This window comes from Curtobacterium sp. PhB142 (genome assembly GCF_004341255.1).
Lineage (GTDB): Bacteria > Actinomycetota > Actinomycetes > Actinomycetales > Microbacteriaceae > Curtobacterium.
Window position 1 is genome coordinate 524,468 of sequence record NZ_SLUT01000002.1, and the last position, 13,355, is coordinate 537,822.

Sequence of the window (13,355 nt, forward strand, 5' to 3'; positions counted from 1 at the left end):
TCCCGAGCCGCCGGATCGGAACTTAGGGGGGCTTTCGATCCGGCGTGCACCACTGTACCACAAGGAGGACAGACAGACGAGTCGGTCTGTCCGCAATTTCTGTACCCCTCTTCGAGTGACAGTCCGTGGGCCTGTGGAAACTGGGCGGTGGGCTCCGGAGCATCAGTAGGCTCGTCTGCGATGAACCAGCCAGTGCCACTGCCGCTCGGGGCCCCGGACACGTCCTTCCTGACGTCCGGAGGGGCCTTCGTCCGCCGCACCGTGCTGCCGTCGGGTGTCCGCGTGCTGACCGAAGCCGTGCCCGGTGCCGCTTCGACGAGCATCGGGTTCTGGGTCGGCGTCGGTTCCCGCGACGAACGCGACGGCCAGTTCGGATCGACCCACTTCCTCGAGCACCTGCTGTTCAAGGGCACCGAGACCCGGTCGGCGCTCGACATCGCGATCGCGTTCGACTCGGTCGGCGGCGAGCACAACGCCGCGACGGCCAAGGAGTACACCTGCTACTACGCACGGGTGCGGGACGCCGACGTCCCGATGGCCGTGCAGGTCATCGGTGACATGGTGACCGGCTCGGTGCTCGACCCGGAGGCGTTCGCCGTCGAGCGCGGCGTCATCCTCGAAGAACTCGCGATGGCTGCCGACGACCCGGCCGACGTCGCGGGTGAAGCGTTCTTCGCCGCGGCCTTCGGCGGACACGCGCTCGGTCGCCCGATCGGCGGGACCCCGGACAGCATCCGCGCGGTCCAGCGGGACGAGGTCCTGGCTCACTACCGCGAGCACTACGCACCGAACGGCATCGTCGTGACCGCCGCCGGTGCCGTCGACCACGACCGGTTCTGCGACGCGGTCGCCGCGGTGTTCCACGACGCCCCGCCCGCCGAGCCGCTCGCACGACGGACGCCGCAGACCGTCGCCGACCCCATCGAGCCGAAGCTGTCGGTGGTCCACCGTCCGACGGAGCAGGTCAGCATGCTGCGCGGCTCGCAGGGGCTCGACCTGCGCGACGACCGCCGGCCGTCCCTCAGCGTCCTGAACGCCGTGCTCGGCGGGGGCATGAGCTCCCGGCTCTTCCAAGAGGTCCGCGAGCGACGTGGCCTCGCCTACGCGGTGTCGTCCTTCGCGCCCGCCTACCTCGACAACGGCGCCTTCGGCGTCTACGCGGGCTGTGCGCCCGACAACGTCCCCGGGGTCATCGAGATCATCGACGCCGAGTTCCGCCGCATGGTGGACGACGGCATCACCGACGACGAGCTCCGCCGTGCCAAGGGCCAGATCGAGGGCGCCCTGACGCTCTCGCTCGAGGACTCCGACGCCCGGATGACCCGCCTCGGCCGGTCCGAGCTCGGCACCGGGGAGTACACCGACCTGTCGACCGCACTGGAGCGTGTCGACCGGGTCACCACCGACGGCGTGCTCGAACTCGCCCGCGACCTCCTGACCCGCCCGACGATCACGTCGGTGGTCGGGGCGGTGCAGCAGGACGAGCTCGCCGCAGCGATCGGGATGGGCAGCTGAGCACGGACATGTCGCACTACCTGTACCTCGTCCGGCACGGCGAACACCAGGACGCCGAGCACGGCCTCCGCGACGGCAAGCTGTCGGAACGCGGCAAGCGCCAGGCCATGCTCGTCGCCGACCGTCTCGGCGGGCTGCCGTTCGACGGCGTCTACCACTCCCCGTTGGAGGCCCCGAGCGAGACCGCCGCGTTCCTGGCGCAGCGACTGCCGTCGATCCAGCCCGAACCGTCGACGCTGCTCTTCGACTGCGTCCCCTCCGGCCCGACCCCGGACATGCCGCACGCCTACCAGGGCTGGTACGGCGGCGTCACGGAAGAGGAGATCATCGCCGGCCAGGCGCAGATGGGCGACGCCGTCTCCGAGTGGTTCACCCCGGCGCGCGAGGACCGGCACGACCTGCTCATCACCCACAACGCCGTGATCGGCTGGTTCGTGCGCGAGGCGTTCCAGGCACCCGAGTGGCGCTGGATGGGCACGAACGTCGCGCACACCGCGCTCACGATCATCCGGATCCGTTCCGCGAAACCGGCCGAGGTGGTCGCCCTGAACGACCTGGCCCACCTGCCGGTGGAGCTCCGCACCGGGCTGCCGGTCGACCAGCCCGTCTAGCGGGAGGCCGGCTTGCGGAACCAGGCGGTCGCGTTCGGGTTGTCGTTGAACGGCGCGACACGCTCGTAGCCCCGGCTGTGGTACATCGCGCCCGCGGCGACGAGCGAGTCGTTCGTGTCCAGCACGATGCTCGTCGCCCCCAGCGCGGCGCCTTCCCGTTCGAGCGCGTCCATCAGCGCCGTTGCCACGCCCTTGCCCCGTCCCGCCGGGGTGACGAAGACGTGCTTGACCTCGAACCGGACGTCCGTGGTGGTCGCGTCGGGGTCGTCCGCGATCCGCCGAAGGCCGCCGCAGCCGACCGCGACCCCGCCGTCGTACGCCACCGCGAAGACCCCGTTCGGCGGCGTGAACTCCGCCGCCGGGGTGCGCTTCCGCGAGTACGCGCCCTGCGCACTGGGGAACGTCGCCTCGCGCTCGTCGAGGTACGCGTCGAGCAGGACGTCGACCTCGGGCAGATCGGCCGGCACGGTCCTGACCTCGACTGACATGCGTCGATCCTAGGATGGACCGCATGGTCACTCCCGTCGCCGTCGTCGGCGCCACCGGTCGTCTCGGGGGCCTCGTGGCCTCCGTCGTCGAGGAACTCCCGGAGTTCGAGCTCGTCGCCCGCCTGTCGTCGAAGGACGGTGCCCACGAAGCACCGCCGTCGGTGTTCGGCGGTGCCGCGCTCGTCGTGGACGTGACGGTGCCGGCGCTCAGCCCCGCGATCGTCGAGAACGCGCTGTCGAGCGGGGCGAACGTCCTCGTCGGCACGTCCGGGTGGTCCGCCGACCGTCTCGCGAAGCTCCGTACCGCCCTGCAGGAGCGTCCCGACCAGGGCGTCCTCGTGGTGCCGAACTTCTCGATCGGGTCGGTGCTCGGCACTCACCTGGCCACCATCGCGGCGCCGTGGTTCCCCTCGGTCGAGATCGTCGAGACGCACCACGCCGGCAAGATCGACTCGCCGTCCGGCACCGCGGTGCGCACCGCCGAGCTCATCGCCGAGGCCCGTCGCGACGTCGGCCCGGCCGAGGCTCCGCACGTCGACCAGCGCGCCCGCGGCCAGCAGGTGGCGAGCGTGCCGATCCACTCGCTCCGGCTGCCGGGCGTGAAGGCCGTGCAGGACGTCCTGCTCAGCGGTCCCGGCGAGACCCTGACGATCCGGCACGACACCAACGACGACGTCGCCTACGTCGCCGGGATCCGGGCGGCGTTGTCCGCCCTCGGATCCGCCCGCGGGCTCACCGTGGGCCTCGGCAGCGTCCTCGGCATCGGCTGACCCGGTGGGACGTGCAGCGCGTGCCGGTAGCGCGATCCGGTCGCCGTTCTGGGGAGCAGCGCTGATGACCCTGCTGTTGGCGCTCTACATCGTGCTCGTCGGGCAGCGGGCCGTGGCGTTCATCGCCACCGGCATCCCGATCGGGATCGGCATCGGCGTCGCCCTGTTCGTCGTCGCCGCGATCGGGGCGCTGTTGCTCGTGCTCGAGTTCCGCTTCGGCATCCGGATCACCCGGCTCGGATCCCGGCTCGAAGCCGAGGGCGGCGCACCGGAGGACGTCGTGCCCGTGCGTCCGTCCGGGCGTCCGACGCGCGAGGCCGCCGACGAGCTCTTCCCGCAGTACAAGGCCGCCGTCGAGCAGAACCCGGCGGACTGGCGCGCCTGGTACCGGCTCGGGGTCGTCTACGACGCCGCGGGCGACCGCAAGCGCGCTCGAGCCGCGATGCGCACGGCCCTGTCGCGATCGAGCGCCTGAGACCCGGTCAGAGGACCGCGTCGACGGCGTCCACCGCACGCGTGTACCGGAACACGTAGCCGGACTCGAGCAGCTTCGTCGGCACCATCCGCTGACTCGACAGCAGCATCTCGTCGGCGGCGTCCTGCAGCGCCAGGCGCAGCGCGAACTCCGGGATCCGGAACAGGTACGGCCGGTGCAGGTCCTCGGCGACGCGCTTCGTGATGCGGTCGGCGACGACGGCTTCCGGCCCGGCGAGGTTGACCGGTCCGCTGACACCGGACGCCGACGGGCTCGTCGCCAGGTGCACGATCGCCCCGACCTCGTCCTCGAGTGCGATCCACGGCCAGTGCTGCCCGCCGGTGCCGAGGCGACCGCCGAGCCCTGCCCGGGTGAGCGGGATGAGGGGTGCGAGCGCGCCGCCGCCCTCGCCGATCACGATGCCCGTGCGCAGGGTCACCACACGGACGCCGTCCGGGGCAGCGTTCGCCGCGGATTCCCACGCGGTGCAGACCTCGGCGAGGAACCCGGTGCCGGGCGCCGCGTCGTCCTGCAGGACGTCCGCCGGGCGGTCGCCGTACACGCCGGACGCCGATCCGGACAGGAACAGCGCCGGGGGAGTGCTGGCGTGTCGCATGGCCTCGACCAGGGTGTCGGTCGCGTCGACGCGGGAGCGCCGGATCTCCTCGCGGTACTTCGCGGTCCAGGGCAGCTTGCCGATGTTCGCCCCCGCCAGGTTGATCACCACGTCGGCACCGTCGACGATGGCCGGGTCGAGCGGCCGGCGACCCGGAGCCCAGCGGAACTCGGTGGCCGTGTGCGGCTCGCGCCGGACGAGCGTGGTCACGTGGTGGCCCGCCCCGCGCAGCGCGCGGACGAGCGGGGTGCCGATGAAACCGGACGCGCCGGCGATCAGGATCGAGAGGGGCTCTGCCGCCGTGTCTGCCATGCCGGCCACGCTACTCACGCTGCCGTCGGCTTTCGCCGACGTAGGCTTCTGTGTGTGAGCGACAGCGAGACCGTGCAGCCCGACCCCACCGCGCCGACCCCGTACGAGGACCTGCTCCGCCGGGTCCTGACCGAGGGCACGCCGAAGGGTGACCGCACCGGCACCGGGACCCGCAGCCTGTTCGGCGCGCAGCTCCGCTACGACCTGTCGAAGGGCTTCCCGCTCGTGTCAACGAAGCGCGTGCACTTCAAGTCGATCGCGTACGAGCTGCTCTGGTTCCTGCGCGGCGACGGCAACGCCACCTGGCTGCAGGAGCACGGTGTCCGGATCTGGAACGAGTGGGCGGACGAGGACGGCGACCTCGGCCCCGTCTACGGCGTGCAGTGGCGCTCGTGGCCGACCCCGTCCGGCGAGCACATCGACCAGATCGCCCAGGTCATCGACCAGATCCGCACGAACCCGGACAGCCGCCGGCTCATCGTCTCGGCGTGGAACGTCGCCGAGATCCCGGACATGGCGCTCGCGCCGTGCCACGCGTTCTTCCAGTTCTACGTCAACGACGGCAAGCTCTCGTGCCAGCTCTACCAGCGCAGCGCCGACATGTTCCTCGGCGTCCCGTTCAACATCGCCTCGTACGCCCTGCTCACCCACATGATCGCCGCGCAGACCGGGCTCGAGGTCGGCGACTTCGTCTGGACCGGCGGCGACTGCCACGTCTACGACAACCACGTCGAGCAGGTCGAGGAGCAGCTGTCCCGCACGGCGTACGCCCTGCCGACGCTCGAGCTCGCGCCGCGCGACTCGATCGACGACTACGAGTACGAGGACTTCACCGTCGTCGGCTACCACCACCACCCGGCGATCAAGGGCGCGGTCGCCGTCTGATGATCGGCATGGTTTGGGCCCGGTCGACCGACGGGGTCATCGGGGCCGACGGCGGCATGCCCTGGCACGTGCCCGAGGACCTCGCGCACTTCAAGCAGGTCACCGGCGACGCCACGGTGCTCATGGGCCGGCGCACCTGGGAGTCCCTGCCGGAACGCTTCCGTCCGCTGCCCGGTCGCCGCAACGTGGTGCTCACCCGCGACGCGTCCTGGACCGCCGACGGCGCCGAGGTCGTGCACGACCTCCGCGCCGCGCTCGACGGTGCCGACGGTGCCGACAGCCCCGTCTGGGTCATCGGCGGCGGCCAGGTCTACGCCGCGGCGCTGGACCGTGCCGACCGGGTGTCCGAGACCGTCATCGACGTCGACGTGCCCGGCGACACCGTCGCACCGACGCTCGGCGAGTCGGCCGGCTGGACGCTCACCGACGAGGGCCCGTGGCAGGTGTCCCGCACCGGGACCCGTTACCGCTTCCTCGAGTGGCGCCGGAGCAGCGCCTGAACGTTCGGAACCAGGTTCCGGACACAGCACCGCGCGATCCCGTGGTGTGGTGTCCGGAACCTGGTTCCCACCGGGCGTGAGCGGCGTGACGGACGCGATCCGGGCCTCCCGTCCGCGCCGCAGGCAGGCGACCGTCCGCCCGGACGGCGGCCATCGCGCCCATCCCCGGTACGCTGGTGCCCGTGTCCCCGCGTGAGAATCCCTTCGGTCAGGTCCTCGTCGCCCTCGTGACCCCGTTCACGGCCGACGGTGAGGTCGACTGGCCCGGCGTCGAGCAGCACATCGACGACTGCATCACAGCCGGCGCCGACGGCATCGTCGTCACCGGCACCACCGGCGAGACCAGCACCCTGACCGACCCCGAGAAGCTCCGTCTGGTCGAGGTCGGCAAGTCCGTCGCCGCCGGGCGCGCGAAGATCATCACGGGTGGCGGGTCGAACGAGACCGCGCACGCGATCCACCTGTACAAGCAGAGCGAGAAGGCCGGCGCGGACGGTGTGATGATCGTCACGCCGTACTACAACAAGCCGACCCAGTCGGGGGTGCTCACCCACTTCCGGATGATCGCCGACGCCACCGACCTGCCGGTGATCCTGTACGACATCCCGGGGCGCACCGGCATCCCGATCACGTACGAGACGATCGTGCGGGCGTCGCACCACCCGAACATCCTCGCCGTGAAGGACGCCAAGGGCGACTTCGCCGAGGTGTCCCGCGTGCTCAACAACACCGACCTCATGTACTTCTCCGGCGACGACACCAACGTGCTCCCGCACCTGTCGATCGGCGCTACGGGCCTGATCGGCGTCACCGCGAACATCACGAGCACGCCGTACCGCACCATCATCGACGCCGTGAACCGCGGCGACCTGGCGACCGCCACCGCCGAGCACAAGCGCGTCGAGCCCCTCGTCCGCGCCGTGATGACCCACGTGCCCGGCACCGTCGCGGCGAAGTACATCCTGCACGGGCTCGGCCGCATCGGCAGCCCGCGCGTCCGTCTGCCGCTCGTCGGCCCCGAGGACTCCGAGGCGTACGCCATCGAGACCTCGCTCGAAGCCGTGCGCGACGTGCCCGGCGCCGACTTCTCGAACTTCCGCCCCGACCGCAACGCTGCGGCCGGCGGCGCACTGCCAAAGGTGCCAGGCACCACCCGCTAGCGAACACCGCGGCGCGCTCCTCGCGCGTCGCCTGAATCCGTAGGACCGAATGCCCACACAAGTCTCCACACCGCAGCCGCTCGAACCCGGCACCCTCCGCGTCATCCCCATCGGGGGACTCGGCGAGATCGGTCGCAACATGACCGTCTACGAGTACGAGGGCAAGCTGCTCATCGTCGACGCCGGCGTGCTCTTCCCCGAGGAGCACCAGCCGGGGGTCGACCTGATCCTGCCGGACTTCGCGCCGATCCGTGACCGTCTCGACGACGTCCTCGGTGTCGTGCTCACGCACGGCCACGAGGACCACATCGGCGCCGTGCCGTACCTGCTGAAGCTCCGCGACGACATCCCGCTGATCGGCTCCACGCTGACCCTCGCGCTCGTCGAGGCGAAGCTCAAGGAACACCGGATCAAGCCGTACACGCTCGTCGTGGCCGAGGACCAGACCGAGCAGCTCGGCCCGTTCCACCTCGAGTTCGTGGCCGTGAACCACTCCATCCCGGACGCCCTCGCCGTCTCGATCACGACCCCCGCCGGTCGTGTCCTGCACACGGGTGACTTCAAGATGGACCAGCTCCCGCTGGACGACCGCATCACCGACCTCCGTGCGTTCGCGCGTCTGGGGGAGCAGGGCGTCGACCTGTTCCTGCCGGACTCGACCAACGCCGACGTGCCGGGCTTCACCGCTCCGGAGCGCGACATCGGCCCGGTCCTCGAGAACATCATCACGCGCGCCCGCAAGAAGGTCGTCGTGGCGAGCTTCTCGTCGCACGTGCACCGTGTGCAGCAGGTCCTCGACGCCGCCGCGGCCGCGAACCGCAAGGTCGCGTTCATGGGGCGCTCGATGATCCGCAACATGACCATCGCCGCCGACCTCGGCTACCTCCGCGTGCCCGAGAACGTCCTCATCGACACGAAGAAGGCGAAGAACGTCCCCGACGACCAGATCGTCTACATGTCGACGGGGTCGCAGGGCGAGCCGATGGCCGTGCTCGCGCGCATGGCGAACCTCGAGCACCAGATCGAGATCGGCGAGGGCGACACCGTCATCCTCGCCTCGTCGCTGATCCCGGGCAACGAGAACGCCGTGTACCGCGTCATCGACGGGCTGACGAAGCTCGGCGCGAAGGTCGTGCACAAGGGCAACGCCAAGGTGCACGTCTCCGGACACGCCTCGGCCGGCGAACTGCTCTACTGCTACAACATCCTGCGTCCGCGCAACGTCCTGCCCGTGCACGGCGAGCACCGCCACCTGTACGCGAACGCCGACCTGGCGATCCAGACGGGTGTACCGCCGCGCAACGTGATCCTCGGGCAGGACGGCATCGTCGTCGACCTGAAGGACGGCGTCGCGACGGTCGCCGGGCAGCTCGACATCGGCTACGTGTACGTCGACGGCTCGACCGTGGGCGAGATCACCGATGCCGACCTCAAGGACCGCCGCGTGCTGTCCGAAGAGGGCTTCATCTCGGTCTTCGCCGCGGTGGACTTCACCACCGGCCAGTGCGTCATCGGCCCGGAGATCCAGTCGCGCGGCTTCGCCGAGGACGACTCCGTGTTCGACGACGTCCGTCCCCAGATCGCCAAGGCGATCGCCGAGGCGGCCGCCAACGGCACGCGCGACTCGCACGCGTTCGCGCAGGTCGTCCGTCGCACGGTCGGCCGCTGGGTCAACACCAAGCACCGCCGCCGTCCGATGATCGTCCCGGTGGTCATCGAGGCGTAGCGCGTCAGTCGCGTTCGCCGCGTTCATCGCGGTCGACCGGGAGGCCCGTCCAGCGTCCGTCACGGATGCTGCGGCGGGCCTCCCTTGGTTTGTCCTGAGTGGGGATTAGGGTTCTGCCCATGGCCGGAGGCACCAAGTCGACCACGCGCTCGCGCGCGTCCACGTCGTCCCGTGGGGACGGGACGCGCGGTTCGTCGCGCACCCAGGCCACGACGAAGAAGCTGCCGCAGGCGGCACCGACACCGGTGTTCCGCGAGCAGAACCCGCTCGTGACGTTCTGGCTCGCGATGGCGCACGGCGTCGGCGCGATGTTCCGACTGCTCGGCAAGGAGTCCCTCGAGAAGGACCAGCGGCGTGACGGGTTCCCGTTCCTGCTGTTCGTACTGGCCATCGCCGGTGCGGTCGTCGAGTGGCTCAACCCGACGAACGGCGTGTCGGTCGCACTCGACGCGTACACGTTCGGCGGGCTGTTCGGCCGGTTGGCATTCGCCCTGCCGGTGATCATGATCGTCTTCGCCGGATGGCTGTTCCGGCACCCGGCCTCGGTGCACGACAACACCCGGATCGGCATCGGCCTCGGGATCCTGCTCGTCGCGATCGCCTCGCTCTGCCACGTCTTCGGCGGGCAGCCGAGCGCAGCGGACGGCATGCCCGCCCTGGCTGCGGCCGGCGGTGTGCTCGGCTGGGTCGTGATCGGCTGGCTCGTCACGATCGCGACCGCCTGGGTCGCGGTCCCGGTGGCGATCGTGCTGCTCGTGCTCTCCCTCTTCATCATCACCAAGACGCCGCCGAACAAGGTCGGGCGTCGGCTGCACGAGCTGTACGCGTACCTGTTCGGAGCGCCGGCCCCGGCGGCCGAGCCCGAGGTCGAAGCGGCAGCAGCGGCACCCGCCACCCGCACCAAGACGACCAAGCGCGGCAAGAAGGGCGACACCGACTTCCAGCTGTTCGACGACCTCGGCTTCGGCGAGGAGCAGGCCGCTGCCGACGGTGACGCCGGCGGCGACAACGTGCCGTGGTGGCGGCGGAACAAGTCCGGGCGCGAAGAGGACCCGGCGTACGACAGCCCCGTCCTGCCCCCGGCCACCGGTGTCGCACCGACGGCCCCGCCCGCCGCGGCGGCTGCACCCGCTGCCCCGGTGGGTAACCCCAACGCGGGCGCTGCGGCCGGTCTCGTGGACCTGACGCCGGCCGAACCCGCGTCGGTCAACCTCAACGACTCCGTCGAACAGGACCTGCAGGTCGCCGAGCAGGCCCTGCGTGACTTCGGCACCGATGTCCCCGCGCGTCCGGAGCCGACCGCGGCGATCCGCCCCGCGGTGCCCGAAGTGGTCGCGGCACCCCTCGTCGAGGACCCCGTCGTCGACGAGCCCGAGGATCTCTCCGCGGCGGCGACCGACGACGACCCATCGAAGCCGTACCGCCTGCCGGCCGCCACCACCCTGAGCTCCGGCACCCCCTCGGTCGCTCGCAGCCAGGCGAACGACGACATCGTCGCCGCCATCACCGGCGTGCTGACGGAGTTCAAGGTCGACGCGAAGGTCACCGGGTTCTCCCGCGGTCCGACGGTCACCCGCTACGAGATCGAGCTCGGACCGGGCGTCAAGGTCGAGCGCGTCACGGCGCTGTCGAAGAACTTGTCCTACGCGGTGGCCTCCAACGAGGTCCGGATCCTCTCGCCGATCCCGGGCAAGAGCGCCATCGGCGTCGAGATCCCGAACTCCGACCGCGAGATCGTGTCCCTCGGCGACGTGCTGCGCTCGAACGCGGCGCGGAAGTCGAAGCACCCGATGACGATCGGCGTCGGCAAGGACGTCGAGGGCGGCTTCGTCGTCGCGAACCTGGCGAAGATGCCGCACCTGCTCGTCGCCGGTTCGACCGGTTCCGGCAAGTCGGTCTTCATCAACTCGATGATCACGTCGCTGCTCATGCGGGCGAAGCCGTCCGAGGTCCGCATGGTCCTGGTCGACCCGAAGCGCGTCGAGCTCTCGATCTACGCGGGTGTCCCGCACCTCATCACGCCCATCATCACGAACCCGAAGAAGGCGGCCGAAGCGCTGCAGTGGGTCGTGAAGGAGATGGACATGCGGTACGACGACCTGGCGTCGTTCGGGTTCCGCCACGTCGACGACTTCAACAAGGCGATCGAGAACAACGAGATCGTCCTGCCCGCGGGCAGCGAGCGGAAGCTCAAGCCGTACCCGTACCTGCTCGTCGTCGTCGACGAGCTCGCGGACCTCATGCTCGTCGCCCCGCGCGACGTCGAGGAGTCGATCGTCCGCATCACCCAGCTCGCCCGCGCCGCCGGCATCCACCTGGTGCTCGCGACGCAGCGCCCGTCGGTGGACGTCATCACCGGCCTGATCAAGGCGAACGTGCCGTCCCGCATCGCCTTCGCGGTGACGAGCGTCACGGACTCCCGCGTCATCCTCGACCAGCCCGGCGCGGACAAGCTCATCGGCCAGGGCGACGCGCTGTTCCTGCCGATGGGATCGTCGAAGTCCCTGCGCGTGCAGGGAGCGTGGGTGCAGGAGGGCGAGGTCGCCGAGGTCGTCCAGCACGTCACCCGCCAGGCCCAGCCCGAGTACCGCCAGGACGTCCAGGCCGTGGTCGAGCGCAAGGAGATCGACGCCGACATCGGCGACGACCTCGAACTGCTGCTCGCGGCGGTCGAACAGGTCGTCTCGACGCAGTTCGGCTCGACCTCGATGCTGCAGCGCAAGCTCCGGGTCGGCTTCGCCAAGGCCGGTCGCCTGATGGACCTGATGGAGTCCCGCGACATCGTCGGGCCGTCCGAGGGGTCGAAGGCCCGCGACGTGCTCGTCACCACCGACCAGCTGCCCGCGGTGCTCGCGAAGCTCCGCGGCGAGGAGCCGCCGGCTGCTCCGGCGCCCGCGGCCCCCGTCGCCGGCCCGAGTGACGACGGCGACCGCTACGGCGCCGACCCCGTGGGCGACATGACCCGCGGGTACGATGAAGTGCACGACGAGCCCGATGAGGACGCGTGGGGACTGACGGGCAGGGAGTGAAGGCGATGACCGCCTCGGACGGCACGGAGACGACGGACGGCGCCACGACACACGGCGCGAAGTTCCCCTGGCGCGGGCGACTGCTCCGCAAGGGTCCCGGCCCCGCATCGACGGCGAACGTCGCGAACATCATCACCGTGGTGCGCATCCTCATGGCGCCGCTGTTCTTCGTGCTGCTCCTCGCCGACGCCGGCCACGACGGCCCGCTACGCATCTGGGCGGCGATCGTCTTCGTCGTCGCGATCGTGACCGACAGCGCCGACGGCATCATCGCCCGGCGGCAGAACCTGGTCACCGACTTCGGCAAGCTCGTCGACCCGATCGCCGACAAGGTCCTGATCGGCGGCGCGCTCGTCGCCCTGTCGATCCTGGCCGAGCTGCCCTGGTACGTGACGGTGCTCATCATGGTGCGCGAGATCGGCATCACGGTGTTCCGCTTCGCGGTGCTGTCGGACCGGGTGATCCCGGCCAGCCGTGGCGGCAAGATCAAGACCGTGCTGCAGGCCGTCGCGCTGACGTCGGCACTCTTCCCGTGGTGGGAGCTCGTCGGTGACTGGGCGCACTGGGTGAACGTGGTGCTGATGAGCGCCGCCTTCCTGGCGACCGTGCTCAGTGGCATCGACTACCTGTACCAGGCGTGGAAGCACAACCGGACCACCGCGTGACGCAGGCCGACGACGCGACCGGCGCCGTGCCTCCCGGCCCTGCCGACACGGTCGACGCGATCGCGCGGGACCTGGTCGCCGACCTGACGCGTCGCGGTGAGACCGTCGCCGTGGCGGAGTCGCTCACCGGCGGGATGGTGGTGTCGACGCTCGTCGGTGTCCCGGGGGCGAGCGCCGTGGTGCGCGGGGGAGTCGTGGCCTACGGGACGCCCGTCAAGCACACCGTGCTCGGGGTGTCGTCGGCGTTGCTCGCGGCCAACGGGGCCGTCGATCCCGAGGTCGCGCGGCAGATGGCGGCCGGTGTCCGCATCGCGCTGTCCGTCGATGGTGAGCCGGCGACGTGGGGGATCAGCACGACCGGCGTCGCCGGGCCAGACCCGCAGGACGGCAAGCCGGTCGGCACCGTGTACGTCGGCATCGCGTCGGCGGACGGCGCCACTGCGTGGGAACTCCACCTCGACGGGGACCGCGGTGCAATCCGCACGGCGTCCGTCTCCGAACTCCTGACACGGATGTCGTCCGTGGTCCGGGGCCGGGAATAGGTCCCGTTTCCACTGGGTTACATCTCACGCAATCTCCAGCAGGACGGCAGCCAGCCTGGTT

At 70.7% G+C, this 13,355-nt stretch carries 13 protein-coding genes; 11 read left to right on the forward strand and 2 right to left on the reverse strand.

Translation table 11 applies throughout. The annotated features are described in order from the left end of the window. Window positions 1–180: 180 nt before the first annotated feature. A complete protein-coding gene (locus EDF31_RS05835) occupies window positions 181–1,515 on the forward strand; it encodes a pitrilysin family protein (protein WP_123938811.1) in 1,335 nt (444 codons plus the stop codon). An 8-nt stretch (window positions 1,516–1,523) separates the two neighbouring features. Beyond that, window positions 1,524–2,126, forward strand: coding sequence for a histidine phosphatase family protein (locus tag EDF31_RS05840; protein ID WP_111084585.1), 603 nt, complete (start codon window positions 1,524–1,526; stop codon window positions 2,124–2,126). On the opposite strand, the gene EDF31_RS05845 is transcribed toward EDF31_RS05840, so the two are convergent. Beyond that, window positions 2,123–2,614 carry a GNAT family N-acetyltransferase gene (locus EDF31_RS05845; RefSeq protein ID WP_131845482.1) on the reverse strand — a complete coding sequence of 164 codons (492 nt, stop codon included), beginning with the start codon at window positions 2,612–2,614 and terminating at the stop codon, window positions 2,123–2,125. The genes EDF31_RS05840 and EDF31_RS05845 overlap by 4 nt on opposite strands. 23 nt (window positions 2,615–2,637) lie before the next feature. Between EDF31_RS05845 and EDF31_RS05850 the strand changes: the two genes are divergently transcribed. Next, on the forward strand, window positions 2,638–3,384 hold the full coding sequence (locus EDF31_RS05850) for a dihydrodipicolinate reductase C-terminal domain-containing protein (RefSeq protein WP_243649879.1): 747 nt from the start codon (window positions 2,638–2,640) through the stop codon (window positions 3,382–3,384). 64 nt (window positions 3,385–3,448) lie between these two features. Next, the gene (locus EDF31_RS05855) at window positions 3,449–3,859 is read left to right on the forward strand and encodes a tetratricopeptide repeat protein (RefSeq protein ID WP_131845484.1); all 411 of its coding nucleotides are present in this window, start codon (window positions 3,449–3,451) and stop codon (window positions 3,857–3,859) included. Window positions 3,860–3,866: 7 nt separating this feature from the next. On the opposite strand, the gene EDF31_RS05860 is transcribed toward EDF31_RS05855, so the two are convergent. Then, a complete protein-coding gene (locus tag EDF31_RS05860) occupies window positions 3,867–4,787 on the reverse strand; it encodes a TIGR01777 family oxidoreductase (RefSeq protein WP_131845485.1) in 921 nt (306 codons plus the stop codon). Between the two features lie 54 nt (window positions 4,788–4,841). Here EDF31_RS05860 and EDF31_RS05865 point away from each other — a divergent pair, with 54 nt between their 5' ends. From EDF31_RS05865 to EDF31_RS05895, 7 genes are all read left to right on the forward strand, one after another. Further along, window positions 4,842–5,672 (forward strand): thymidylate synthase, encoded by an 831-nt coding sequence (locus EDF31_RS05865; protein WP_207896040.1) that lies wholly within the window; start codon window positions 4,842–4,844, stop codon window positions 5,670–5,672. Beyond that, on the forward strand, window positions 5,672–6,172 hold the full coding sequence (locus tag EDF31_RS05870) for a dihydrofolate reductase (RefSeq protein ID WP_123938807.1): 501 nt from the start codon (window positions 5,672–5,674) through the stop codon (window positions 6,170–6,172). The genes EDF31_RS05865 and EDF31_RS05870 overlap by 1 nt, the downstream gene beginning before the upstream one ends. 182 nt (window positions 6,173–6,354) lie before the next feature. Further along, window positions 6,355–7,332 (forward strand): 4-hydroxy-tetrahydrodipicolinate synthase, encoded by a 978-nt coding sequence (dapA, locus tag EDF31_RS05875; protein WP_111084638.1) that lies wholly within the window; start codon window positions 6,355–6,357, stop codon window positions 7,330–7,332. A gap of 49 nt (window positions 7,333–7,381) precedes the next feature. Then, a complete protein-coding gene (locus EDF31_RS05880) occupies window positions 7,382–9,058 on the forward strand; it encodes a ribonuclease J (protein ID WP_111084591.1) in 1,677 nt (558 codons plus the stop codon). Between the two features lie 119 nt (window positions 9,059–9,177). Next, entirely contained in the window at window positions 9,178–12,087 is a 2,910-nt protein-coding gene (locus tag EDF31_RS05885; protein ID WP_131845486.1) for a DNA translocase FtsK, read from the forward strand. Next, window positions 12,084–12,752, forward strand: a complete 669-nt coding sequence (pgsA, locus tag EDF31_RS05890; protein ID WP_131845487.1) for a CDP-diacylglycerol--glycerol-3-phosphate 3-phosphatidyltransferase — start codon at window positions 12,084–12,086, stop codon at window positions 12,750–12,752. Before EDF31_RS05885 ends, pgsA begins: the two co-directional genes overlap by 4 nt. Then, a complete protein-coding gene (locus tag EDF31_RS05895; RefSeq protein ID WP_243649881.1) occupies window positions 12,749–13,294 on the forward strand; it encodes a CinA family protein in 546 nt (181 codons plus the stop codon). Before pgsA ends, EDF31_RS05895 begins: the two co-directional genes overlap by 4 nt. Window positions 13,295–13,355 lie beyond the last annotated feature (61 nt).

Bases quoted from the DNA above. Each gene is read 5' to 3' on its own strand.
- EDF31_RS05835 (WP_123938811.1), top strand. From the start codon at position 181: ATGAACCAGCCAGTGCCACTGCCGCTCGGGGCCCCGGACACGTCCTTC.
- EDF31_RS05840 (WP_111084585.1), top strand. From the start codon at position 1,524: ATGTCGCACTACCTGTACCTCGTCCGGCACGGCGAACACCAGGACGCC.
- EDF31_RS05845 (WP_131845482.1), bottom strand. From the start codon at position 2,614: ATGTCAGTCGAGGTCAGGACCGTGCCGGCCGATCTGCCCGAGGTCGAC.
- EDF31_RS05850 (WP_243649879.1), top strand. From the start codon at position 2,638: ATGGTCACTCCCGTCGCCGTCGTCGGCGCCACCGGTCGTCTCGGGGGC.
- EDF31_RS05855 (WP_131845484.1), top strand. From the start codon at position 3,449: ATGACCCTGCTGTTGGCGCTCTACATCGTGCTCGTCGGGCAGCGGGCC.
- EDF31_RS05860 (WP_131845485.1), bottom strand. From the start codon at position 4,787: ATGGCAGACACGGCGGCAGAGCCCCTCTCGATCCTGATCGCCGGCGCG.
- EDF31_RS05870 (WP_123938807.1), top strand. From the start codon at position 5,672: ATGATCGGCATGGTTTGGGCCCGGTCGACCGACGGGGTCATCGGGGCC.
- EDF31_RS05880 (WP_111084591.1), top strand. From the start codon at position 7,382: ATGCCCACACAAGTCTCCACACCGCAGCCGCTCGAACCCGGCACCCTC.
- EDF31_RS05885 (WP_131845486.1), top strand. From the start codon at position 9,178: ATGGCCGGAGGCACCAAGTCGACCACGCGCTCGCGCGCGTCCACGTCG.